We start from the raw sequence: 24,585 nt of genomic DNA, 5'->3' as shown, positions 1-24,585 counted from the left end.
GGTTAACTCACCAGATTATTCAGTTGTAATATGGGCTGTAATATCGACAAAACGATAAACAAGACGATGCTGGCCATGGTGATCACCAGAAGCGGTTCAAATACCGCCAGCATCAGCGTGATACGATGCTGCAATTGCTTTTCCTGGTATTCGGTCGCGCGCGCCATCAGTACGCTTAATTGGCCGCTCTGCTCACCCGATGCGATCATATAAATCATCATCGCCGGAAACAGCGCGGTCTGCTCAAGCGAGCGGCTTAACGGCACGCCCTGACGCACTTTCCCGGCGGCCTCCTGCATCAGCGTATTCACATATTCATTGGCGTTGACCGTTCTGGCGATCTCCATCGCCTCCAGTAACGGCACATGGCTGTGCTGCAGAATGGTCAGGGTGCGCAGATAGCGCGCGGCATTCAGCGTCCTGACCAGTTTTCCGCACGGAGGATAGCGCACCATTCCGCGCTGAAACCTGAGGAGATTATTGGGCTTTTTTAGCCAGATCCGGAAGAGCAGCCCGGCGGCAGCCAACAGGCCGAGACAGGGCAGGCCATACTGTTGCACCGCGTGGCTCAACATCAGCAGCAGTCGCGTAGAGAGCGGCAGCGCCTGTTTCATATTCACAAACTGTTCCGTGACCTGCGGCACCACTACCGCCAGCAGAATGCCGATCACGCCCAGCGCCACCAGCGTCAGCGCTGTGGGGTAGATCATCGCCTGGGTCAGTTTGTTGCGCAGCATTTGCTGCTGCTCATTGTGGTCGGCCAGCTTCTCCAGCACCTCACCCAGCCGCCCGGTTTTCTCGCCCGCCACGACCAGCGTACGGAATAACTTATCGAACGACTTCGGACAGGCCTGCAACGCTTCATGCAGCGCATACCCCTCCAGCACCCGCTCCCGGATGGTGGCGAGCTGTTTCGCCAGCAATGCATTTTCATTCTGCGCGGCGATGATTTTTAACGCCTGTGCAAGGGGAATCGCGGCGTTAACCAGCGTCGCCAGCTGTCGGGTAAACAGGGTAATCGCCGCTGCCGGAACACGACGGGAAAAACGCGGTCCGAAGGCGCGCCGCTCCTCGCTCTGCTGCATGGAGAGAATGATGTAGCCCTGCTCGCGCAGCTCTCTGCGCGCCTGCGCCGCTGAAGCTGCAGAAACCACGCCGCGATGCCGGTTTCCCTGGCTATCCATCCCCTGCCAGCGGTAACGATCTGTCATGCCTGCTCTCCGCTGAATGCCTGTTCGGCGGTCACCCGCAAAACCTCCTCCAGGCTGGTATCCCCCTGCATCACGCGCAGCAGACCGTTCTGCCGCAGGCTGCGCGCCTGCTGACGCAGCAGGGTTTCCATCACGCCCTCGCCCTGGCTTTCGCCAATCGCCCGCCGCAGCGCCTGGTCGATGGTAATCACTTCATGGATGGCGATACGCCCCAGATAGCCGCTGTGACGGCAGCGCTCACACCCCTGCGGATGCCAGAGCTGCGATGGCGCAGATTGTGCGGCAGGCAGCAGCGCTTTTTCATACGCTGTTACGGGCCGTGCGACCCGACAGGCAGGACAGAGGCGGCGCACCAGACGCTGGGCCAGCACGCCCGTCAGCGAGCTGGCGATCAGGTAAGGCTCGACGCCCATATCCTGGAGACGCGTGACGGCGCCGCAGGCGCTGTTGGTATGGAGCGTCGACAGCACCAGGTGGCCGGTAAGCGAAGCCTGAACGGCGATTTTCGCCGTCTCGCTGTCACGGATTTCGCCGATCATCACCACATCCGGATCCTGGCGCAGAATGGCGCGCAGCCCGCGGGCAAAGGTCATATCCACCGCGCTGTTTACCTGCGTCTGGCCGATTCCCTCAAGCTCATACTCAACCGGATCTTCCACGGTGAGAATATTGCGCTCATCGCTGTTGAGCGCGGAGAGCATGGCGTAAAGCGTGGTGCTCTTGCCGGAGCCGGTCGGCCCGGTCACCAGAATGATGCCGTGAGGCTGATGGATCTGCTGTTTCAGCCGGGTCAGCTCGTCGCTCGCCATGCCAAGCTCAGCCAGCCCGAACGACAGATTGGTTTTATCCAGCAAACGCATCACGATGCGTTCGCCATGCCGGGCAGGAAGGGTGGAGACGCGAACGTCAATCGCCCGGCTGCCGAGGCGCAATGAAATGCGTCCATCCTGGGGCAGGCGCTTTTCGGCGATATCCAGCCGGGCCATCACCTTGATACGTGAAATCAGCATGGCGGAGAGCTTGCGGGCGGGTTGCAGCACCGGAATCAGCACGCCATCAACGCGAAAACGAATAACCAGCGTTTTCCCGAAGGTCTCGATATGAATATCCGACGCCTTTTCCTTGACCGCCTCGGCCAGGATAGCGTTAATCAGACGAATCACGGGCGAATGCTCTGCCGTGTCCAGCACATCTTCGTTATCCGGGATCTCCTCCGTTAGCGCCATCAGATCGATAGAGGCGTCCATGTTGTCCGCGATCTGCCGGGATGCCGAAGCGTGATACTGTTTGATATCCGTCAGCCGTTCCTCAAACTCCTTATCAGAGACAAAGCGCGGCTGAATGCTGCCTTGATATTCCCGCTGGATTTCAAGCAGGGCGGCTGGCGAGACATCACGACGCGCAATCACCTCGTTTTCACCAATCAGCACGCCATGCTGCTTAAAAAAGCTCAGCGCGTTTTCGGCGTGTTTTTTTTCCATCAGATCGCCCCGCGTTACTGCCGAAAAGGATTGCGTCCGCGTTCGGCTTTACTGCCAGCGGGCGGCGTCAGCGGCGGCAACATTACGTCGTCAGGCGGAGGTAAAATGCCGGAGACAGGCTTTTCGCTACGCTGCTCAAAATCGGCGCGTATATGGCGATACTTTTTGCCGGAAACGTGACCGTAAACTTCATCGTCGGGAATGATGGTGGTTTTAATAAACACCATCAGGTTACGTTTGCTTTTTTCGCTGGAGGTGTAGCGGAAAAACTGGCCGACCAGCGGGAGATCGCCCAGCAGCGGGACTTTAGAGACGTTCTGCTTGTTAACGTCCTCGATTAAGCCCCCCAGCACCACCGTTTGCCCGTTGTTGACAATCACCTCATTGCTGATGGTTCGCGTATTAAACGTCGGGCCCAGATTGCCCGCTTCGCTGGAAGTTTTATCCACGCTGGAAACCTCCTGCTCGATTTTTAACTGTACGGTGTTGCCGTCGTTGATTTGCGGCGTGACCTTCAGCCTGGTGCCGACCGTTTTACGCTCTACAGTATTAAACACGTTGTTATCGCTGGTGGTGGTGCGCGATCCCGATAATACCGGGACATCCTGACCGGCATTAAAGGAGGCCTCTTTATTATCCAGCGTCACCACGCTGGGCGTAGAGAGAATTTCGCTTTTGGCATCCTGCGCCAGCGCCGTCAGCAAGGCGCTGAAGTCGCCGCGGAAAAAACCGGTGGCGAGGCCGTTTACCGCCCCGTTGAGGATGTTGTCTTTTTTCAAATTAGCTATCGGCAGACCGGTATCGGTAAACTGCGCGCCGCCGTAGCGGGAATTCCACTGAATCCCCAGATTCAGGCCGCTGCCATCCTGCACTTCCGCAATGATCGCTTCCACCAGCACCTGAGAACGTCGGATATCCAGCTGTTGAATCACTTTCTCCAGCGAGGAGATCACGCCCTGGGGCGCGGTAACGATCAGCGAATTGGTTTGCGTATCTGCCGCAACGCTGATCTCATTGCTGCTCAGCGCCGCTGTTTTCGCGCTTTTCCCGTTCTGGGCAGCGGCAAACTTTTCGCCAATGCCGGTCAGCACATCGGCAATCTGCGTGGCGTTGGCATAGCGCAAATAAAACACGCGGGTGTTGTCCTGAAAGCCGCCCTCTTTATCCAGCCGATGGATAATCTCACGCGTTTTACTGCGCGCCTGCGGAGAGCCGCTGATAACCAGGGTATTAGTGCGTTGATCCGCCACCACTTTTGCCATCAGCGCGCTCGCGTTCTGTCCTTTCAGCTCCTCATTACTGAGCTGATTGAGCAGTTCCGCCAGCTCTTTCGCCGAGCCGTTTCTCACCGCCACGGTTTCACGCTGCTGAATGCCGGCGCGGTCAACGCGCTCAATCACCTCAACCAGACGATTCACGATCATTGCTTTACCGGTCAGGATAACCACGTTAGCGGGTTCATAATGCACCACGTTGCCTGTGCCATTGGCGTCATTCAGCTGGCGCAGGAGCGGGGCTAAATCGCGCGCGGGAACGTTATGCATTTGTACCATGCGCGTAATCACTTCATCGCCCTTGCCCGGATTAACCTGATCGGCGATGGGCGTTCCGGCCGTTTTTACCTTGCTGGAACGAATGACTTTCAGAAAACCGTTGTCCATCGGCACGATGCTGTAACCGTAGAGATCCAGCACGCTGAGGAAAAACTGGTAATACTCCTCCTCGGTGAACATGTCATAGCTTCTGACCGAAATTTTTCCCTGAATCGAGGGATCCACCAGAATGGGTTTATTCAGGTTCTGACTGACGATATCGATAAAATCATGAATATCCGTGTCCTGAAAGCTGGCGCTAAAATTAGCGGCAGATGTCACAAGCGGCGCAGTCAGCAAAGAGGAGAGCAGGCAGGCATGTAATAAAAGCGTTTTCATATAAAGGCACTATTTATTGGCATCAATTTCCAGGGTAATCCTTTTTCCGTCACGCAAAATATCTACTTTTGCATGCGTGGCCGTTTCCCACAGACGTTCAATCTGCTCGCTGTTTTGCGATATCATTATGTCGAGATCGTTAACCGCCAGAACGATGTCATCCTTACCTAAACGCCACCGTTCATGGCTGAAATTCAGAGAGGCAGGTAAAAAGCGCCAGGATACGATTTCATTTTCCCGGTAAAGAGGAATAAGTTTTCCCCCATCCTGTAAAACGCGCGGTTTTACCGTCGCATCAGGCAATAAACGAGGCGTACTCTCAGGACGCTTTTTAAAAGCGAGATGAATAATTTTGCCGTAGCTTGCAATATCCACCTGCTCTCTGGCGATATGAATAATGCGCGCATCAGGGTGGCCGTCAATTTTTTCCCCGGCGTGATAACTCTGCTGTCGGTTCCCTTTGCGTAACGTCACCATCGATAACAAGGGATTATCGCTGTAGCTAATCCCGAGCAGTCTGTGGTCGAAAGGCGTCACTGCGGCTTTCACTTCCGCCTGCGAGCGCCGGGCTTCGTTGAACAAAGAGGCGATAGCAGTATAAGAGGCGGCTTCGGACGCGGCGGAAGGTACCGGCTGAGGAGAATCCGGGCTGTAGCGGCTTAGCAGCAGGATATTTTGATAAGCGGCAAACGTTGCCCCCGCGGCTATTCCCAGTGACGCTAAAGCTGTCAACACAGCGCGATATGTTTGCAACTTACCCATTTTTTCTGGCTATCTCCTTACCCAGCAAAAACAGGGTAAGCTATTTCTATGCTGAAATAATGAGCATTTTATAATTTATTTTGATGCAGCGACAAATATAAAGGTCTGCATCACAAAGCTATCAGGATGGTTATTTTATCAGCAGGGATAATACTCCAGTAATATTGCGCCACGCCACCACCTTTCCTTATTAAATACAACGCTATGAATTCGCCTGACCTTAGAATTTCCTGTAAAGACAGTGACGTACTAATTAAACAAACCGAATATTATCAAAACCTGTTTCAGGCCGTTTATTATCTGGCTGAGCAGAATATTCACTGCCTGGTTGAGAGCAAGAGCGATTTAACTATCCAGGCATTCTGCCAGGCGCTGCGTGACGTGTTTCCGGCGGCTATTACGCTTGATGGCGCCCGGCCTGACTGGCCGCGCTACCTGCAACACGCGCGCGCAAGCGAGATTTCTCAACCGGTGATCATCACCGGTGTGGAAAAATTTACCCCAGCTTGCTTTGCGCGCCTGGCTGCGCTGGCGCTGGCTCCGGATCGGGTTTTTAGCGGGCTTATTTTGCTGGCCTGTGGCGCAGATAAAAAAGCGCTGACCTGCGGCCTCAGACCGCTAACGATTTCCCGTTTTTTACTCAGGCGTTTAACAGAGCGGGAGTGCCTGGCCTGGCTGGAGAGAGAGCTGGAACAGCGCGGCATTACGGATACCGGCTTCAGTAGCAGAGATAAAAAGCAGCTTATCAGGGCGGGTCGCCGCGCGCCTGAACAGATCCGTTTGTTGATGCTCAGCACGCGCAGCTATTTGTGCAGCGTAACCCCGGCGCACGTCACGACGGGCCATATCCGGGCGGCGATCAGAGCCTGCTATGGCCGCTGGCTGAGCGGCGAAAAAACGCTGCTGCTGGCGGTACTGCTTTGCCTGACGTCGGGCTATGCCGCCTGGGCAACAAAAGACAAAAATGTGTCATGGCTGGAAAGCCAGCTTCCCACCGCTGGCCCTGCCTCTTCCGCTCCCGGCCTGGAGGCGGTTTCCGCTTCTCGCGAACAGGCGATGCAGCAGCTGTTTCGGGTATGGGGTTATGACGTTACGCTGAAGGAGGCATCCTGTGAAAACAGCGTACGGGCGAATCTGTTCTGCTTAACCGCCAGTAAAAATCTGGCGGCGCTTATTGATGACGGCCATCCATGGATTGCTGAAATTGTGTTGCGGGACAAACGCTATTACGCCGTCGTGGCGGGCGTGACGGGTAATCATGTTGATATGCTGATTGCCGGAAAAACCTGGCGCGCCACAGAGTCATGGTTTTCCCGCCATGCCACCTCCCGCGTGACGCTGTTCTCGAAGCTGCTGCCCTCTTCCGCCGATAAAATCTCGCCCCGCTCGCCAGCGCAGGACATCCACTGGCTCGACAGCAAGCTCAGCCACGTTTTACTGCTGAATCCGCTGGCAACGGAGAAATGGAGCGCCGAGCTGAAGGAGCGGGTAAAACGCTTTCAGAAAAGCGCAGGCTTGCAGGCTGACGGCAGCGCGGGCATCTACACCGTCATGGCGCTGAACCAGCAAACGGGTGACGCGCCCGCATTGAAAATCGATCGGAAGGAAGAATGAGAGCGTTGATAAAATCGTTCAGCATTGTGCGCGCCGCGCCAGCCAACGCCGCGATCTTCTCCACACGTCGTCCTCTTTTCTGGCTGGCTGTGGTTGTCGTCTCTTTTGCGCTGGGCTTTACCAGCGTCACGCTGTACGGCTTTTTTCAGGTGATTAGCCAACAGCAGGCGACGGCGAATGATGCGCCGCAGAAGGTAGATATTCACTATGTTTATGCCACCCGCCCGCTGCCGGTGAAAACAGCCGTTTTGCCGTTCAATTCCGCCTCTGCTGTGGAGGAATTACCTCAGAAAGCCAAAGCGATGCCCGATTTTGCCTTGCAGATCGCGGAGGATGCTGAGCAATCAGCCTACCGGCAGCGGCTCTATGAAAGCATCGCTAAAGCGCTGAAGGAACGCTCCGCTCAGTGAGTTTGCGCAGTTAACGCCTGCGCCATTTCCGCACGGATCTGTTCCACTTCAGCGGCAAACGCCGCAATGGCGTCTTCAAGCTGGTGAAGCGCATGCAGAGGAAAGCCGTCGCGCTCACTCTGCGTCTCGTTCAGCTGTTCAATTTCATCGCAACAGGCCGCCACCGCCTGATGGCTGAGTATCCTGGCGAGCCCTTTCACTTTATGCGCCAGGTCAGCCAGCTCGTTCCGTTCCTGACGCAACGCGATCTCTGCCAGCGCCTGGTTGTCCTGTTGCAGCTGCTGCCTGACTTCTTGCAGGAAAGAGAGCGCCACCTGCATATCGCCGCCCACCATTGTTTCGACGCTTTTACGGATATTCTGCGTCTTGCTGTCGGGAACAGGTATCGCCACAGAAGGTTGCTGACACTGTTTTTCCAGGATGTGCATGATCTGCTCAAGCGAGGCGGGTTTAAACAGGCAGTCATCCATGCCCGCCTCCAGGCATTTTTCCATCGCTTCTGCGCGTGCGTTGGCGGTAAAGCCAATCAGCACCGTCGCGCTCAAATGCTGCGCCCTCTCTTGCTGACGAATTTTACGACTCAGCTCGCAGCCGTTCAGTTCAGGCAGATTATAATCAATGATCACCGCGTCATAACCCTCGCCGTTCGCCCATTGCGAATACCCTTCGTTACCGTTCGTGGCTTCATCGACCTGATGTCCAAGGAACTGCAACTGCTGTTTCAGCAGCATACGGTTAGGCTTGTAATCCTCTACAATCAACAGGCGCAGTCCAGGTTTATTCTCCTCAACGCCCGTAAGGGTTTGCTCTGTTTTGTTAATCTCCTCCTGCGCCACCGGCAGGGTCAGGGTAAAGCTCACCCGCGTCCCCAGGCCGGGAACGCTTTCGAGTTGCAGCTGACCGCCCATTTTTTCGCACAGGGCGCGGCTGATAACCAGACCCAGTCCTGCGCCCTGACGCGCGTTCGCGCACGAGGAGGCAAGCTGACTGAACGGCGCAAAAAGTTTTTTCTGATCTCTCTGGCTGATACCGGGGCCGGTATCGGTCACCGTGACCGTCACCTCGCTCTCGTGCCTGTTTTCCGCCTGCACAGACAAACTGACCCTGACTTCGCCTTCAGAAGTAAACTTCAGCGCATTGCTGATCAGATTAGAAAGGATTTGTTTATAGCGCAGCGGATCGATCAGCAGTTGTGCATTATTTTCACCGTCGCAGCGCAATGACAGACGCAGCTGTTTTTGCGTAGCAGGTCCCTGGAAAATACGCATCACCGACTGGGTCAGCGCGCTGATATCTGCAGCCTCCCTCTCCAGGGCAAGATGACCCGATTCAATACGGGAGATATCGAGTATATCGCCAACCAGCTCAACCATGCCGGATGCGGCTTCATACGCAACGCCAAGCAGCTCGGCATCGCTTTTTTCCTGTCGTTTGTTTTTTAGCGTCAGCTCAAGAATGCCAATGATGGCGTTCAGGGGAGTGCGCAGCTCGTGGCTCATGGTGGAAAGAAACGTTGATTTCGCTTTGTTCGCCTCTTCTGCGCGGGCACGCGCATCTTCCAGCTCGTCCATCAGCTTCTGTCGTTCGGTAATATCATGCCATCCGCAGTAGACGCCGGAGATCTCTCCCTGCCCGTCATAATAAGGCATGATCCAGTGAAACACGGTTCTGTCGAAAGCGGGATCCTGGAAGGAGAGCGTTCTGTCGCCCATCAGCGGTTTACCTTCCGACATCACCTGAAGATAATCCGCATGAAGTACCTTCGCTATCGGCCACTGTAACGGCACCGCCTGAATATCGCGCCCAATCACCGCATCGCCCTTCAGCCCCAGCGCCTCCAGATAACTGTTGTTGCAGGAAATCAGAGCGCCGTTTCTGTCACGCACGTAAATCGGTGTTGGCACGCCATTCATGATGACATTCATAAAGCGCAGGTTTTCGCTGATGCCCTGTTTGGCATATTTACAGGCAAGGTATTGCTTGCGCAGGTAGATGCCCCAGAGCAACGAGAACAGAATAAAGGTAAAGGATCCCAGCGTTATCTTCAGGAAATTTTGATGCCACGTCCGCCAGATGCCGCCGCCTTCCACCAGCTTATCCGCATCCCAGCTTTTATTAAGGTTTTCAATGCCGTTGTTGGAAACGACGTCCAGCACTTTATTGACGATGCTCAAAAGCTCGGGATCGTTTTTAGCGATGCCGAAGGCGAGGTAAGCCTGCATGTCAGGCAGAACCGGCGTATATTTCAGCCGCGCTTCGCCATAATTTTTCACCTGATATTGCGCGTTCTTTAGGGTTGTGATGGCACCGCTGACTTTGCCATCCAACAGCAAGTCTACCGCCTGTGACGCATTATCCGCCTCAACTACCTGGACGTCACGAAAGCGCTCCCGGATGCAGGCCGCTGCCGGGCTTCCTTCCCGCACGGAAAGCTTTTTTCCCTTAACATCAGCGATCTGTTGTGGCGCATCAGGCTGGCTGGCTGCCAGCAAGACGTAATCATTGCGCTGCCAGTACTTTGAATAAGCCACCACATCACGATATTGATTATCCGGCGTGATGGCACCAATCATTTCCGCCTGCCCGGTTTTAATTTTATTTACCATTTCGTTCGCGCTTTGCGTGGTGCTGACGGTAAAACTCAGGCCGGTAAAAATGCGAATAATGGTAAACAGGTCCGAACTGATGCCGTTGAAATTTTCGTGATTATCAACAAAGGCATAGGGCGCGTAAGAATCGGTAATCACCACGCGTACCACCGGGTGGGCCTGGATCCAGGCTTTCTCCTCCGGCGAGAGGATAAATTTATCCTGGCTGTAATGGCGGGAGCTGTCAGGCAGCGGCGCCAGCGGGTTAAAGTTGGCGCAGGGGGCCGCTGACCAGACGTGAAAAGAGAGCAGCGCCCACAGGGCGACACCTATCCGAATAATGACGCTTAACATGAGGGCATTACCTGAATTAGCTGACTAATGCCTGCTGCTTTGCAATATCGATAAGTTCAATCAGGGAGTTGGCGCTCAGCTTCTTCAACAAACGCGTTTTATACGTGCTGATGGTTTTACAGCTCAGGTTAAGTTCGTCAGCAATGCGTTTATTCGCCCAGCCGACAGCAAGGTACTGCAATACCGCCAGCTCGCGCGGCGACAAATCCTGTGTCCCCGACTTTTTATCTGTAGCGGATGCCGCGCCCAGCAGCGAAGGACCCAGAGAGGCGGGAAACCACAATTTTCCTTTGCGTACGGCTTTAATCGCATCTTCCAGCTCGCCCAGCCCTTCATCTTTCGCCACGAAGCCAGACGCGCCGGCTCTGGCGCAGCGCAATGCCCAGCTTTCAGCTGGCTTTGATGAGAGCACCAGAATGCGACTTTGACTATTGAGGTTTTTTAATCGCGAAAGCAGTTCCAGGCCATCCATTCCCGGCAAACCGATATCCAGAATAACCAGCTCGGGCTTAATCAGCCGCGCTTTTTTTAACGCATCATAGCCGCAGCCGGTTTCTGCGCTGACAACAATATCACAACGTTGCAGGAGCATTTTTACCGCTAACAGAACCACGGGATGATCATCGACAATCAGAGCTTCAAACATGATGAATGAAATACCTGGATAAGACTGAAAAGGGAGAAAAAAACATGATACGTCTGGCGACATCCGCAAAAAAGACACGCTGTTGAAGCAAACCAAAACTTTAATTAACAATTTTCCTTTAAATAATACAAAAATCTTACAGCCGTAACGGCGATAATAACGCCAGCAATTAATTTGATATGGAACGATACGCTTTAATTAATAACTAAATAATGCATACCAATATGCTGTTTTCACTAATAAAAAGGTAAAGCTACTGGCTGTTTTTTTGCGCGGTGAGTGTATCACAGACCGCTGCTCAGAAAATAACCCAATCACAGAATTTGTATGCAAATGCTACTTAACTTGATCTGGATCAATTTGGCGCTTCAGCCTGCCGCTAAGCCGTTAAAAATTACTTTTCTTTTTTTTCCTCTATTTTTTTGTCGGCGTGGAATTTATAACCATCTGTCCGATAAGCACTATTTTTCATTTAATACCAGTACCACAAAAAGCCTCAATCCTGGAGATTGCAACCTTTACCTTTCTTTAATGGCACTTTCTGCTACCGTGCCGGTCAGAGTTAAAGACTCGTAGCGCCTGAGGAAATAAAAGGAATGTTCTTTATGCGATACATCGATTTATCACATAAAGGCATATATGAAAAAGACAGGACAGTTCTGTTCCTCCCTGCTCCATCCGCGCTACTGGTTTACCTGGTTCGGACTGGGAGTGCTCTGGCTGCTGGTGCAGCTTCCCTATCCCGCTTTAATCCGTCTTGGCGCGCTGGCCGGTAAGTTTTCCCGCCATTTCCTCAAGCGCCGTGAAAAAATTACCCGCCGTAATATGGATCTCTGCTTTCCCCATCTCAGCGAGCCAGAAAAAGAGCGCATCGTGGCGGAAAACTTCGCCTCGCTGGGCATGGCGCTGGCAGAAACCGGCATCGCCTGGTTTTGGTCCGATCAGCGCGTGAAGCGGCTGTTTCAGGTAAAAGGCATCGCAAATCTGGAGCTGGCGCAAAACCATAAGCGTGGCGTGATGGTGATTGGCGTGCATTTTATGTCGCTCGAACTGGGGGGACGCATTACCGGTCTCTGCCAGCCAATGATGGCGATGTACCGCCCGCATAACAATCGGGCAATGGAGTGGGCGCAAACCAAAGGGCGTATGCGTTCCAATAAAGCGATGATCGACCGTAAAGATTTGCGCGGCATGGTGCAGGCCCTGAAGCAGGGCGAAGCCGTGTGGTTTGCGCCGGATCAGGATTACGGCCCGAAAGGCAGCATCTTCGCTCCGCTTTTTGCCGTCGATAAGGCAGCCACCACTAACGGCACCTATGTGCTGTCGAAGCTGGCTAAACCGGCCATGTTAACCATTGTGCTGATTCGTAACCGCAGCAAAGATGGCTACCAGCTAATCATTGAACCGGAGCTGGAAGGCTATCCCTATGATGATGAGTCAGCCGCTGCCGCCTATATGAATAAGGTGATTGAGACGGAGATCCTGCGTGCCCCAGAGCAGTATCTCTGGCTGCATCGCCGCTTCAAAACCCGCCCGCCGGGTGAAGCCTCACTTTACGTCTGAATCGCTGAGCAGGCTTTGAAGCCTGCTTTTTTATCTGGCGTTTAACCGCCGCCGCAAAACTCTCCCGACGTCTGTTAACGTTTCGATTAAGATGAGCGCACGCGTTTTCATCCCGTCGACAAAGAGTAAACAAGATGGAACAGAGCTTTGAAGCTGGCTTACGGCGTGTGTTTTATGACGATCGCTTAACGCCTTATATTGAAATCGATGCGGCGCGCCTGACGCGCAATCTTCAGCAGATGCAGCAAAAAGCGCAGGCGGCTAACGTGACGCTGCGTCCACATGTGAAAACCCACAAAAGCGTACTGATTGCCCGGCAGCAGCATGCTCTTGGCGCGCAGGGAATTACCGTATCCAAGCCCAGCGAAGCCGTTGCCTTTATTCTGGGCGGCGAGCGCGATCTGCTGCTGGCCTATCCGGTTATCAAAGCAGAAACCCTGTTTGATTTATTACAGACCGCCGCCGCGCATCAGGCGCGCATTACGCTGATCGTCGACGCGCTGGCTGGCGTGCAGGCCATTGCGGATGCCGCAGCAGCGCAGCCGGATGCGACCATCGCCGTTGCTATCAAAGTGGATGTCGGGCTGCATCGTATTGGTGTCGATCCCCATTCTGATGCCGCGCTGCAGCTGGCGCAGACAATCGCTGCAAATGGGCTGTGTTTTGCCGGTTTGCTTGCCCATGCCGGTCATGCTTACGGCGCGGGCAACGTTGATGCCATTATCGCCATCGCGGCAGAAGAGGCGCGCTTGATGAAGGCGCTTCAGGCGCGACTGATCGCTGCGGGATTCGCGCCCTGTCCGCTCTCTGTCGGCGCAACGCCAACGGCCCTGGCCGCGCCTGTGGCCAGCGGCATCGCGGAAATCCGACCGGGTAATTATGCGCTGTTAGATTTGACAGCCTGTCGGCTCGGCCTGAGCGCAGCGGATAATCTGGCGCTTTCCGTTGTTACCCGCGTTGTCGCGGTGAATGCGCATTATGCAATTATTGATGCCGGTTCCAAAATGCTCAGCTCGGATAAAGGTCCGCACGGCACTAACGCCAGCGGCTTCGGCATCGCGGTAGATGAACAAGGAACCTGTTACGAGGTCATCAAGCTCTCTGAGGAGCATGGCTTTGTTACTTATCAGGAGGCGCCGCAGCCTGGCGCGCTGCTACGTGTTTTCCCCAATCATAGCTGTGCGGTGATGGCGCAATCCGACACGTTTGTGCTGCGCCAGGAAGATGGCAGCGGCGAAACCCATGACGTTGAAGGGCGCGGCCAGTTTCTCTGACAACCAATGCGCGAGCCGGACATGTCTGGCTCGTTCCTGTCGCGTGGTTAAATGACATCTGTTACACACTTCCCTCTCCGGGGAGTTTGCAGACCAGACTACGCATGGTTTAATCACCTTTTCTGCCGCTTTCTGGAGGTAACATGCTGCCATCACGTACCCTGAGCCTGACGATTCCCCGTAACTGGTTAGATTTGTATGAAACCATCTGGAAACCGGACTATTTCCCGAAATGGGCTGCCGGATTAAGCAGTGGAACGCTGGAGCCGGAAGGCAATCACTGGAAAACCAAAGGTCCTGAAGGCACGGTAAAAATCCGTTTTACCGCGCACAATCCTTACGGCGTGATGGATCACTGGATCGATACGGGCTTTGGCAAAGAGATTTATATGCCGATGCGCATTATCGCTAATGAACAGGGCGCCGAAGTCATCATCACGGTTTACCGCCAGCCGCTGATGTCCGATGAGAAATTTGAGCAGGATATTGCGTGGGTTAAACGCGATCTCGACAGCCTGTACCGGTTGTTAACTCAATAAAACCAAGCTGTTATGGAAAATAAAGTTTATTCACCCCCGGTCGCTTCAGGATGAAGCGATATTTTTTTACGTAGCGCTGTTAATCTGTTTTTTTTACTATCCCGTGTAAAATGTTAAACACACCAGGCCAGCTAAAGCATTTGCCTCAGGAAATTCCTGGCTCGGTAGCAGCTGAGCGGAAGGTGCAAACGCTGATTTTTCATCACTTTTTCCATTTGCAGGTATAAAGCCTGCTTATATTCTGGTTTTGTTTCCCGCGTTGATTAATAAAGCAGTAAATGCTCGCTTATTAATACTCATGCAAAGTCTGAATCCATTTATTCCCTTAAAAAACTTATCAGATTTTTCTCATGGTGTTAATTGAAAGAAAACGCGGTATAACTCATTTCACACACAGCAACACCTATAAAAACAGCAGCAGGGAAAATTAAATGGAACGCTCAACCGATCCATTGCTTTTATAAAAAGAAATCTGTTGAGCAGGCCAGCCGGACTCTGGCAGGAGAATATGCAACTACAACAGGGTTTATTCATCAACTCACGGAATTTTGCCTGACAGCAGGTAATTCTGATGAGGAAAAGCCAGCCGCCAAGCCAGGGATATTTTTTACCGCTGAGCATTATTTGATTGAACCTATAATAACAAGGCAATCCTGATTACGCATTTCAGGATGATTTCAGAGAAACGTTGCATTAATTAAGTCCTGCATGATTGCGAGTGATTGCTTGCCTTCATGTACCCCTTCTCTTTGCACTGGTACATGTACCATAACGAGCATAATATGGCGATACGAGGAAGAAGTTTAACCGCCGCAAAATGGTCATTATTATCATCCATTAAAATTGTTGGAATTGGTGTTTTACAACTCTCCCTTCTGGCACAAATACTTGAAGCAAAAGAGCTCGATTTACTGGCAATTGCAGTGGTGATGTTACTGGTTATTGATACGCTGTCCGATCGCGGATTTGCCAATGGCATTATTCGTAACCAAACGCTTTCCGTCAGAGAATTATCTATTCTCTATTGGGGGAACGTTTTAATCGGCCTGGCCATCTTCGCTGTTCTTTTTATCGGCAGTGATATTTTTAGTCAGATAATGAACCAACCGGAATTAGCAATTATGCTGGAGATGCTTTCCGTCATATTTATTGTTATTCCGCAAGGCCAACATTACCGCGCAATATTACAGCGCGAAAAAGAATATACCAAAATCGCTTTTACCGAAACGGCATCGGTATTGGCTGGCCTGAGCGTAACGCTGTTTACCGTCTGGCTGACGCCTTCGGTTTTATGCGCTATCTGGGGTTATCTGGCGATGGTTTCCGTCAGAATGCTAATCTACTGCTATTATGGCCGCCCCTGGTTTCAACCAGAATATCGATTCAGCATTAAAGGTCTGACCCAAATTCATGTCAGAAACGGATAAATATAATAAGTCTGTATGGTGGGCTCTGGGCATCTGAAAAGGTGCATTCGCGTGCTGCAAACCAGCACGCTTTTTTCTTTTTATTATCCGGCCTCGCGTTATCTTCTGAAAATCCCTCATCGCCTCGGCGTGTTGAAACAACGGCTCGAAAACCTGTAGCCTTTGCTTCGCATCGAAATAATCTATCTGAAAGAAAAACGAAAAACACCTCATCACTGTCATTTACAAGGCATCATGCTTGCTTCGATTTAGTTAAACTAATCCGAAGTGCTCATTTTAGAAAAACTCAGTGGTCTGGATCGGCTTTAAACTTTAGCTTTGCTGCCAACATTACGGAGTTCCTTATGCTATTAACCGTTCTCTACATTATTGGCATCACCGCAGAAGCAATGACCGGCGCGCTGGCGGCTGGCCGTCGTAAAATGGATCTGTTTGGCGTGATTATTATTGCCTCCGTCACTGCCATTGGCGGCGGTTCAGTCCGCGATATCCTGCTTGGCCACTATCCGCTCGGCTGGGTCAAACATCCTGAATACATCATGATTGTGGCGGCAGCAGCGGTTGTGACCACGTTTCTGGCACCGTTGATGAACCATCTGCGCAAAGTGTTTCTGGTGCTGGATGCGCTGGGTCTGGTGGTTTTTTCCATTATCGGCGCTCAGGTGGCGCTGGATACCGGTCATGCCGCTATTATCGCCGCGATCAGCGCCGTGATTACCGGCGTATTTGGTGGTGTGCTGCGCGATATGTTCTGTAATCGCATCCCACTGGTATTCCAGAAAGAGCTGTATGCCGGTATCGCTTTTGCCTCAGGCTGGATTTATATCCTGCTGCTGAAAACTTCACTGGCCCATGAGGCGGTGATTATCATCACGCTGCTGTTCGGCTTCATCGCGCGTTTGATTGCGCTGCGCTTCCGCCTGGGTCTGCCGATTTTCAACTATCCCCATCCCGAGCATTGATGGCAGGGCAGGAATGCCCTGCTGCTGCAGAAAAGCGATCAGCTGCTGTGTTTGCGCGTCACGCAAATGAGTGACAACTTTTTCAGCCATCACGGCTCCCACGCCGGGCAGCCGCTGCCAGTCGGCAGTCTGGCGCGACAGCAACGCTTCCCAGCAGGTATCTTCCAGCGCGTTAAGCGCCGCTCGCGGCAAGGGAATGCCCAGCGCGCTGATCCAGCGGCGCAGCGGCTGTTGTCGCGTCAGGTTGAATCTGTGCCAGATCTGTTTTGCGCGAGCCAGGCTGATGCCTGACGCAGAGGCGATCTGTTCCGGACGCAGCGTCAGCCAGGAGAAAAGGTGAGTGATTTCATCGGTCGAGAGCAGCCGTTGCCAGGTGCTGCGTTGCACACCCGGAATATCCAGTACGGCTTTCCGGCTCAGCCAGCTCAGACGCGCCAGAAACTGCTCACGACACTCAGCGGATGCGTAAAAACAGCTCAGCATGTGCCGGGCGTTCTCATCCGGCGGCTGAGGATAGTCACGATCGGCAACGCGCCAGACGACTCTTTCGAGCCGGGGGATCCCCTGTCCCGCCAGACTTAACGCTACCTGATCGCCGGGTAAAATATCCTGTTCCCGCCAGCGCCGAACCGATCCCAGATTCACGCGCTTAACCGTTTTGTCATCCAGCTGAACCGGCAGCAGGTTAAGCACCACCGACACTTTTCCGGTGCGGCCCACGGTGAAATCCATGGAAACCACTTCGCTGCTGACCACCGGCGGCTGATATTTCCAGGCGACGGCCCAGTCACCCTGTCCGGGCAGCCAGTTTTTTCCGGCAGGACGCTGCGCCTGATGGATAACCACGCCATCGGTAGCGAAAGGCAAAGCGGCGTTGAACCAGTGATCGCGCCATTCAGCGACCTCTTCTTCATCCCGGACCTCGCGACTCCACTGCTTCGCCAGGGGAAAACCCCACTGCGCAAGCTGTTCAAGCCGGGCAGGCATTGATTGTGGCCCGTCGGGCCAGGCCCAGATAAAAATCCCCAAAGCCGGGAGCAGCGGGCTGGCTATTTTGCTCATCATCGTGCCAGCCACCTGCGCACGGGCATTTTTTCCACCCTGCCTCGCCTGCTGATGATCGGTCATCTGCAGGAAGAGTTCGCCCTGCAGAATGATCTCCGGCAGCTCGGTGTGAATGCGCTGCGGAATCGCGGGAATATCATGGGCTTTATCAAACCACTCCTCGCCCCGTACGCCATCGCCGCGACTGATAAGCGAAACCAATTCGCCCTGACGGTAAACCAACGTGACCGCCAGACCGTCAACTTTCGGCTGTACCCAGAGCGACTCCTTGCCCTGCATCCAGTAAGCCACGGCGAGCTTGTCCGCGAGTTTTTTCACCCCGGTGTGGGCGACCGGATGCAGCCGCTCGCCCTTGTCAGGCAGTTGAGCGGTATAGGCGGGAGACGCCGGAGAAAAGCAGTGCTGCCATTCGCGCAGCCGCTGTTGCAGGCTGTCGTAATCGGCGTCGGTAATCAGGCTCTTGCCCTGTCGGTAGTAAGCCTCATCCCAATGCCGCAGCTGTTGTTGCAGCAAGGTGATCTCCTTTTCTGCGCGCGCTGGCGTCCAGGCGGGACAAACCGCCCCCGCTCCTCCGGTGAAAAACATTAACAGCGCCACGACGACACATCGGCATCCTTTCATTCTGCTGCCTCCCGTCTGTATTCTCCGCATTGAAAAACAGGGCGTGGAGAACCACCAGAACGAGAAAAGTAAAATGGAACGCGTTACGCAGAAAAAGGCGGCAATAAAGCAGCGTCTCTTTTGTGCTGCGCGACCGCGCGCAAAAAGAATTGACGCAGCGGCGTGCGCAAACGCTGCGTGGCGTGCGCAAGCCGTGTATAATGGGCAGGAAATCGACTCCGCTCTTTACTCAATTCAAGATAACCATGGCTCAAGGCACGCTTTATATTGTTTCCGCCCCCAGCGGCGCGGGTAAATCCAGCCTGATTCAGGCTCTGTTAAAAACGCAGCCGCTGTACGATACGCAGGTGTCTGTTTCCCATACCACCCGCGGCGTGCGTCCCGGTGAAGCACATGGCGAGCACTACTATTTCGTGTCGAAAGCAGAGTTCGAGGCGATGATCGCTGAAGACGCTTTCCTTGAACACGCTGAAGTGTTTGGCAATTATTACGGTACGTCACGCAAAGCGATTGAGCAGGTGCTGGCCACCGGCGTGGACGTTTTCCTCGATATCGACTGGCAGGGCGCGCAGCAGATTCGCGCAAAAATGCCCGGCGCCCGTAGCATCTTCGTTCTGCCGCCATCGAAAGATGAGCTGGATCGTCGTCTGCGTGGCCGCGGTCAGGACAGCGAAGAGGTCATTGCCAAACGCATGGCGCAGGCGGTGGCGGAAATGAGCCATTACGCCGAGTACGATTATTTGATTGTGAATGATGATTTCGATCTGGCGCTGTCCGATCTGAAAACCATTATTCGTGCGGAACGTCTGCGTATGAGCCGCCAAAAAGCCCGACATGATGCTTTAATCAGCAAACTATTGGCAGTCTGAATTCAGTTTCAGTATGATGCCCAGTCATTTCTTCATCTGTGGAGTAGCACACCTATGGCACGCGTAACCGTTCAGGACGCAGTAGAAAAAATTGGTAACCGTTTTGACCTGGTGTTGGTCGCTGCACGTCGTGCACGTCAGATGCAGGTAGGCGGCAAAGATCCGCTGGTGCCGGAAGAGAACGATAAGTCCACCGTTATCGCCCTGCGCGAAATCGAAGAGGGCTTGATCACCAACCAGATTCTGGATGTGCGTGATCGTCAAGAGCAGCAAGAGCAGGAAGCCGCTGAATTACAAGCCGTTACCGCTATCGCTGAAGGTCGTCGTTAATCGTACCTTGCAGGTAAACCTTGTATCTGTTCGAGAGCCTCAATCAGCTGATTGAAAAATACTTGCCTGAGGACCAGATTAAGCGCCTCAAGCAAGCCTACCTTGTCTCGCGTGATGCTCACGAGGGACAGACACGCTCCAGCGGCGAGCCTTACATCACCCATCCGGTTGCGGTCGCCTGCATACTGGCGGAGATGAAGTTGGATCATGAAACCCTCATGGCCGCGCTGCTGCATGACGTTATCGAAGACACGTCCGCCACCTATCAGGATATGGAACAACTGTTCGGCAAAAGCGTTGCCGAACTGGTGGAGGGCGTTTCCAAGCTCGATAAGCTGAAATTCCGCGACAAGAAAGAGGCGCAGGCCGAAAACTTCCGCAAAATGATCATGGCGATGGTGCAGGATATCCGCGTCATTCTGATTAAACTGGCTGACCGCACCCACAATATGCGTACGCTCGGCTCGCTAAGGCCGGACAAACGTCGCCGTATTGCGCTGGAAACGCTGGAGATTTACAGCCCGCTGGCCCACCGTCTGGGTATTCATCACCTGAAAACCGAGCTGGAAGAGCTGGGTTTCGAGGCGCTCTATCCCAACCGTTATCGCGTCATCAAAGAAGTGGTAAAGGCGGCGCGCGGCAATCGTAAAGAGATGATTCAGAAGATTCTTTCTGAAATTGATGGCCGCCTGCAGGAAGCGGGCATCCCCTGCCGCGTCAGCGGTCGCGAAAAGCATCTCTACTCGATTTACCGCAAAATGACGCTGAAAGAGCAGCGATTTCACTCAATCATGGATATTTACGCCTTTCGCGTCATCGTGAAGGATGTGGATACCTGTTATCGCGTGCTCGGCCAGATGCACAGCCTGTATAAGCCGCGTCCCGGCCGCATGAAAGATTACATTGCCATCCCCAAGGCCAACGGCTATCAGTCGCTGCATACCTCGATGATCGGCCCGCACGGCGTGCCGGTAGAGGTGCAGATCCGTACCGAAGATATGGACCAGATGGCGGAGATGGGCGTGGCGGCGCACTGGGCCTACAAGCAGGCGGGCGAAAGCGGCACCACCGCGCAGATCCGCGCGCAGCGCTGGTTGCAGAGCCTGCTGGAACTGCAGCAGAGCGCAGGCAGCTCCTTTGAATTTATCGAGAGCGTAAAATCCGATCTTTTCCCGGATGAGATTTACGTTTTCACCCCGGAAGGCCGTATTGTCGAACTGCCGGCCGGCGCCACGCCGGTCGATTTCGCCTACGCCGTGCATACCGATATTGGTCATGCCTGCGTTGGCGCTCGAGTGGATCGTCAGCCTTATCCGCTGTCACAGCCGCTGGCCAGCGGTCAGACCGTGGAAATTATCACCGCGCCAGGCGCGCGTCCGAATGCCGCCTGGCTCAATTTTGTCGTCAGCTCAAAAGCGCGCGCCAAAATCCGTCAGCTGCTGAAAAACCTCAAGCGCGAAGACTCGGTTAACCTGGGACGGCGTCTGCTCAGCCATGCGCTGGGCGGCAGCCGCAAGCTGGCGGAAATCCCGCCGGAAAATATTCAGCATGAGCTGGACCGTATGAAGCTGGCCGGTCTTGACGATCTGCTGGCGGAAATCGGCCTCGGCAATGCAATGAGCGTGGTGATTGCGAAGAATCTGTTGCAGTCCGGCACCGCGAAGCTCACCAGCAACAAACGCAGCAAGCTGCCGATTAAAGGCGCTGACGGCGTGTTGATTACCTTCGCCAAGTGCTGTCGACCGATTCCCGGCGATCCCATTGTCGCTCACGTCAGTCCGGGCAAAGGCCTGGTGGTGCATCACGAATCCTGTCGTAATATTCGCGGTTACCAGAAAGAGCCGGAGAAGTTTATGCCGGTTGAATGGGATAAAGTGACCGATCAGGAATTTGTCGCCGAAATTAAGGTGGATATGTTTAACCATCAGGGCGCGCTGGCAAACCTGACTGCCGCTATCAACACCGCCGGTTCCAATATTCAGAGCCTGAATACGGAAGAGCGTGATGGCCGTGTTTACAGCGCCTTTATCCGTTTAACCGCGCACGATCGCGTCCATCTGGCTAACATTATGCGAAAAATTCGCGTGATGCCGGATGTGATTAAAGTTCACCGAAATCGTAATTAGTCCATGAACGCTCAACGTTTTGCCCGTATACGCGAGATGCTGGCCCTGCGCCAGCACGATCTCACCGTGTGCATGGAACAGGTGCATAAGCCGCACAATGTTTCTGCGGTGATTCGCACCGCCGATGCCGTGGGCATTCATGAGGTGCATGCGGTCTGGCCCAGCCAGCGCATGCGCACCGTGGTCTCTTCATCCGCGGGCAGCAACAGCTGGGTGAAAGTCACCACCCACCGCACCATCGCCGACGCCGTCAGCCACCTTAAAGCACAAAAAATGCAGGTGCTGGCTACGCATCTGTCCGATAAGGCGGTCGACTTTCGCGAGATCGATTACACGCGCCCGACCTGTATCCTGATGGGTCAGGAAAAAACCGGCATTACCCCGGAAGCGTTGGCGCTGGCCGATCAGGACATCATTATTCCTATGGTCGGCATGGTGCAGTCGCTGAATGTTTCCGTGGCCTCAGCGCTAATCCTTTATGAAGCGCAGCGCCAGCGGCAGAATGCCGGGATGTACCAGCGCGAGTACAGCCTGCTGGATGAGGCTGAACAGCAGCGCCTGCTGTTCGAAGGCGGTTATCCGGTGCTGGCGCGCGTGGCAAAACAAAAGGGTCTGCCGTACCCCTGGATCAATGCGCAGGGCGAGCCTGAAGCGGATGCTGAATGGTGGGCCACGATGCAGGCGGCGGGTAAAAAATGAAAGGCCGCCTGTTGGATGCCATCCCGCTCAGCACCCTGACCGGCGTCGGCGCCAGCCAGGCAGCCAAACTGGCCAAACTTGGCCTGCATACCATTCAGGATCTTCTGCTGCATCTGCCGCTGCGCTACGAAGACCGTACCCAACTCTACGCTATTAACGACCTGCTGCCGGGGATCTGGGCCACGGTGGAAGGAGAAGTGCTGCATACCGACGTCACCTTTGGCCGCCGCCGTATGCTGGTGTGCCAGATCGGCGACAGCAGCGGCGTGCTGACGATGCGCTTCTTTAACTTCAATGCCGGCATGAAAAACAGCCTGTCGCCTGGCCGCCGTGTTACCGCATACGGTGAGATAAAACGCGGCCAGCGCGGCGCGGAGATGATCCATCCCGAATATCGCGTGCAGGGCGAGCATGGCGGCGTGGAGTTGCAGGAAACGTTAACGCCGGTTTATCCCACCACCGAAGGCGTGCGTCAGGCTACGCTGCGCAACCTTACCGATCAGGCATTAACTCTGCTCGACAGCTGCCCCATCGCCGAACTGCTGCCGCCCGAGCTGAGCGGCGGACTGATCAGCCTGCCGGAGGCGCTGCGCACCCTTCACCGCCCGCCGCCAGATCTGAAGTTGAGCGAGCTGGAAAGCGGCCGACATCCGGCCCAGCGTCGTCTGATTCTGGAAGAGCTGCTGGCGCATAACCTCAGCATGCTGGAAGTGCGTGCGGGGGCGCAGCGTTATCACGCCCTGCCGATGCCGCCACGCCATACGCTGAGCGATAAGCTGCTGGCCGCGCTTCCCTTTTCTCCTACCGGCGCGCAGCGACGCGTGGTGGCGGAAATCGAACGCGACCTGGCAAATGATTTTCCCATGATGCGCCTGGTGCAGGGCGACGTGGGTTCTGGCAAAACGCTGGTTGCGGCGCTTGCCGCGCTGGATGTGATCGCTTATGGCAAACAGGTCGCCCTGATGGCCCCCACCGAGCTGCTGGCGGAACAGCATGCCACTAACTTCCGCCAGTGGTTTGCCCCGCTGGGTCTTGAAGTCGGCTGGCTGGCGGGCAAGCAGAAAGGCAAAGCGCGTCAGGCGCAGCAGGGGGCGATCGCCAGCGGCCAGGTCGCGATGGTGGTCGGCACCCACGCGCTGTTCCAGGAGCAGGTGCAGTTTAACGGGCTGGCGCTGGTGATTATCGATGAGCAGCATCGTTTTGGCGTGCATCAGCGGCTGGCGCTGTGGGAAAAAGGCGAGGAGCAGGGCTTTCATCCCCATCAGCTGATCATGACCGCCACGCCGATTCCGCGCACCCTGGCGATGACCGCCTACGCCGATCTGGATACCTCGACCATTGATGAGCTGCCGCCAGGGCGCACGCCGGTAACCACCGTCGCCATTCCTGACAGCCGTCGCAGCGAGATTATCGCCCGCGTGCAACTTGCCTGCCAGGAAGGGCGTCAGGCTTACTGGGTTTGTACTCTGATTGAAGAATCGGAGCTGCTGGAAGCGCAGGCGGCGGAAGCCACCTGGGAAGAACTGAAAGCGGCGCTGCCCGATCTCAATATCGGTCTGGTGCATGGCCGCATGAAGCCCGCCGAGAAACAGGCTGTGATGCAGGCGTTTAAGGCGAATGAGCTACAGCTGCTGGTCGCCACCACCGTGATAGAGGTGGGCGTCGACGTGCCAAACGCCAGTCTGATGATCATCGAAAACCCGGAACGGCTCGGGCTGGCGCAGCTGCACCAGCTGCGTGGTCGTGTGGGCCGCGGGGCCGTCGCCTCTCATTGCGTACTGCTCTATAAAGCGCCGTTAAGCAAAACCGCGCAAAGACGCCTTCAGGTATTACGCGACAGTAATGACGGCTTCGTTATTGCCCAGCACGATTTGGAAATTCGTGGACCCGGCGAGCTGCTGGGCACGCGCCAGACCGGCAACGCCGAGTTTAAGGTGGCCGATCTGCTGCGCGATCAGGCGATGATCCCCGAAGTGCAACGTGTGGCGCGCCATATTCATCAGCACTACCCGGAACAGGCCGGAGCGTTGATTGAGCGCTGGCTGCCAGAAACCGAGCGCTACACCAACGTATAAGCCGCTCTTTTATAGCCAGACAGGCAAACGTTTGCTTT

Annotated in this window: 19 protein-coding genes; 12 read left to right on the top strand and 7 right to left on the bottom strand. The window is 54.7% G+C overall.

Features of this window, described 5'->3' with window-relative positions; translation table 11 throughout:
- Positions 1 to 2: 2 nt before the first annotated feature.
- Genes gspF through ABU178_RS00185 form a run of 4 tightly spaced genes read right to left on the bottom strand, consistent with a single transcriptional unit; the run spans position 3 to position 5,385 of the window.
- The gene (gene gspF / locus ABU178_RS00200; protein ID WP_397210809.1) at positions 3 to 1,211 is read right to left on the bottom strand and encodes a type II secretion system inner membrane protein GspF; all 1,209 of its coding nucleotides are present in this window, start codon (positions 1,209 to 1,211) and stop codon (positions 3 to 5) included.
- A complete protein-coding gene (gene gspE, locus ABU178_RS00195; RefSeq protein ID WP_397210807.1) occupies positions 1,208 to 2,692 on the bottom strand; it encodes a type II secretion system ATPase GspE in 1,485 nt (494 codons plus the stop codon). Before gspE ends, gspF begins: the two co-directional genes overlap by 4 nt.
- 14 nt (positions 2,693 to 2,706) lie before the next feature.
- Positions 2,707 to 4,623: a type II secretion system secretin GspD gene (gene gspD, locus ABU178_RS00190; RefSeq protein WP_397210805.1), complete on the bottom strand. Its 1,917-nt coding sequence runs from the start codon at positions 4,621 to 4,623 to the stop codon at positions 2,707 to 2,709.
- Between the two features lie 9 nt (positions 4,624 to 4,632).
- Positions 4,633 to 5,385 (bottom strand): hypothetical protein, encoded by a 753-nt coding sequence (locus ABU178_RS00185; RefSeq protein WP_397210803.1) that lies wholly within the window; start codon positions 5,383 to 5,385, stop codon positions 4,633 to 4,635.
- Between the two features lie 204 nt (positions 5,386 to 5,589).
- Here ABU178_RS00185 and ABU178_RS00180 point away from each other — a divergent pair, with 204 nt between their 5' ends.
- Both ABU178_RS00180 and ABU178_RS00175 read left to right on the top strand, forming a co-directional pair.
- Positions 5,590 to 6,999: a peptidoglycan-binding domain-containing protein gene (locus ABU178_RS00180; protein ID WP_397210801.1), complete on the top strand. Its 1,410-nt coding sequence runs from the start codon at positions 5,590 to 5,592 to the stop codon at positions 6,997 to 6,999.
- Positions 6,996 to 7,409: a hypothetical protein gene (locus ABU178_RS00175; RefSeq protein ID WP_397210799.1), complete on the top strand. Its 414-nt coding sequence runs from the start codon at positions 6,996 to 6,998 to the stop codon at positions 7,407 to 7,409. Before ABU178_RS00180 ends, ABU178_RS00175 begins: the two co-directional genes overlap by 4 nt.
- Here ABU178_RS00175 and ABU178_RS00170 read toward each other — a convergent pair.
- Both ABU178_RS00170 and ABU178_RS00165 read right to left on the bottom strand, forming a co-directional pair.
- On the bottom strand, positions 7,403 to 10,351 hold the full coding sequence (locus tag ABU178_RS00170; RefSeq protein ID WP_397210797.1) for an ATP-binding protein: 2,949 nt from the start codon (positions 10,349 to 10,351) through the stop codon (positions 7,403 to 7,405). The genes ABU178_RS00175 and ABU178_RS00170 overlap by 7 nt on opposite strands.
- A gap of 16 nt (positions 10,352 to 10,367) precedes the next feature.
- Entirely contained in the window at positions 10,368 to 10,997 is a 630-nt protein-coding gene (locus ABU178_RS00165; protein WP_397210795.1) for a response regulator, read from the bottom strand.
- Between the two features lie 639 nt (positions 10,998 to 11,636).
- Here ABU178_RS00165 and lpxP point away from each other — a divergent pair.
- The 5 genes from lpxP to ABU178_RS00140 all read left to right on the top strand — a co-directional run bounded on the left by lpxP (position 11,637) and on the right by ABU178_RS00140 (position 16,762).
- Positions 11,637 to 12,560, top strand: a complete 924-nt coding sequence (gene lpxP / locus ABU178_RS00160; RefSeq protein WP_397210793.1) for a kdo(2)-lipid IV(A) palmitoleoyltransferase — start codon at positions 11,637 to 11,639, stop codon at positions 12,558 to 12,560.
- 134 nt (positions 12,561 to 12,694) lie between these two features.
- The gene (locus tag ABU178_RS00155) at positions 12,695 to 13,834 is read left to right on the top strand and encodes an alanine racemase (protein WP_397210791.1); all 1,140 of its coding nucleotides are present in this window, start codon (positions 12,695 to 12,697) and stop codon (positions 13,832 to 13,834) included.
- Between the two features lie 143 nt (positions 13,835 to 13,977).
- Complete coding sequence (locus ABU178_RS00150) at positions 13,978 to 14,373, top strand: polyketide cyclase (RefSeq protein WP_397210789.1); 396 nt, start codon at positions 13,978 to 13,980, stop codon at positions 14,371 to 14,373.
- A gap of 782 nt (positions 14,374 to 15,155) precedes the next feature.
- Positions 15,156 to 15,800, top strand: coding sequence for an oligosaccharide flippase family protein (locus ABU178_RS00145; protein ID WP_397210787.1), 645 nt, complete (start codon positions 15,156 to 15,158; stop codon positions 15,798 to 15,800).
- A 344-nt stretch (positions 15,801 to 16,144) separates the two neighbouring features.
- A complete protein-coding gene (locus tag ABU178_RS00140; RefSeq protein WP_397210785.1) occupies positions 16,145 to 16,762 on the top strand; it encodes a trimeric intracellular cation channel family protein in 618 nt (205 codons plus the stop codon).
- Here the strand turns inward: ABU178_RS00140 and ligB are convergent.
- On the bottom strand, positions 16,643 to 18,448 hold the full coding sequence (gene ligB / locus ABU178_RS00135; RefSeq protein WP_397210783.1) for an NAD-dependent DNA ligase LigB: 1,806 nt from the start codon (positions 18,446 to 18,448) through the stop codon (positions 16,643 to 16,645). The genes ABU178_RS00140 and ligB overlap by 120 nt on opposite strands.
- Before the next feature lie 245 nt (positions 18,449 to 18,693).
- Here ligB and gmk point away from each other — a divergent pair, with 245 nt between their 5' ends.
- From gmk to recG, 5 genes are read left to right on the top strand one after another with little or no spacing between them, the layout of a single operon-like run.
- Positions 18,694 to 19,317 (top strand): guanylate kinase, encoded by a 624-nt coding sequence (gene gmk, locus ABU178_RS00130; RefSeq protein ID WP_397210781.1) that lies wholly within the window; start codon positions 18,694 to 18,696, stop codon positions 19,315 to 19,317.
- A gap of 54 nt (positions 19,318 to 19,371) precedes the next feature.
- The gene (gene rpoZ / locus ABU178_RS00125) at positions 19,372 to 19,647 is read left to right on the top strand and encodes a DNA-directed RNA polymerase subunit omega (protein ID WP_016191359.1); all 276 of its coding nucleotides are present in this window, start codon (positions 19,372 to 19,374) and stop codon (positions 19,645 to 19,647) included.
- Between the two features lie 20 nt (positions 19,648 to 19,667).
- Positions 19,668 to 21,773 (top strand): bifunctional GTP diphosphokinase/guanosine-3',5'-bis pyrophosphate 3'-pyrophosphohydrolase, encoded by a 2,106-nt coding sequence (spoT, locus tag ABU178_RS00120; protein WP_397210779.1) that lies wholly within the window; start codon positions 19,668 to 19,670, stop codon positions 21,771 to 21,773.
- A gap of 3 nt (positions 21,774 to 21,776) precedes the next feature.
- Positions 21,777 to 22,472: a tRNA (guanosine(18)-2'-O)-methyltransferase TrmH gene (gene trmH, locus ABU178_RS00115; protein ID WP_397210777.1), complete on the top strand. Its 696-nt coding sequence runs from the start codon at positions 21,777 to 21,779 to the stop codon at positions 22,470 to 22,472.
- Positions 22,469 to 24,547 (top strand): ATP-dependent DNA helicase RecG, encoded by a 2,079-nt coding sequence (recG, locus tag ABU178_RS00110; protein ID WP_397210775.1) that lies wholly within the window; start codon positions 22,469 to 22,471, stop codon positions 24,545 to 24,547. The genes trmH and recG overlap by 4 nt, the downstream gene beginning before the upstream one ends.
- Positions 24,548 to 24,585: the final 38 nt, after the last annotated feature.

It is taken from the genome of Pantoea osteomyelitidis, assembly GCF_044342975.1.
GTDB lineage: Bacteria > Pseudomonadota > Gammaproteobacteria > Enterobacterales > Enterobacteriaceae > Pantoea > Pantoea osteomyelitidis.
This window is presented reverse-complemented; position numbering and strand designations above follow the sequence as displayed.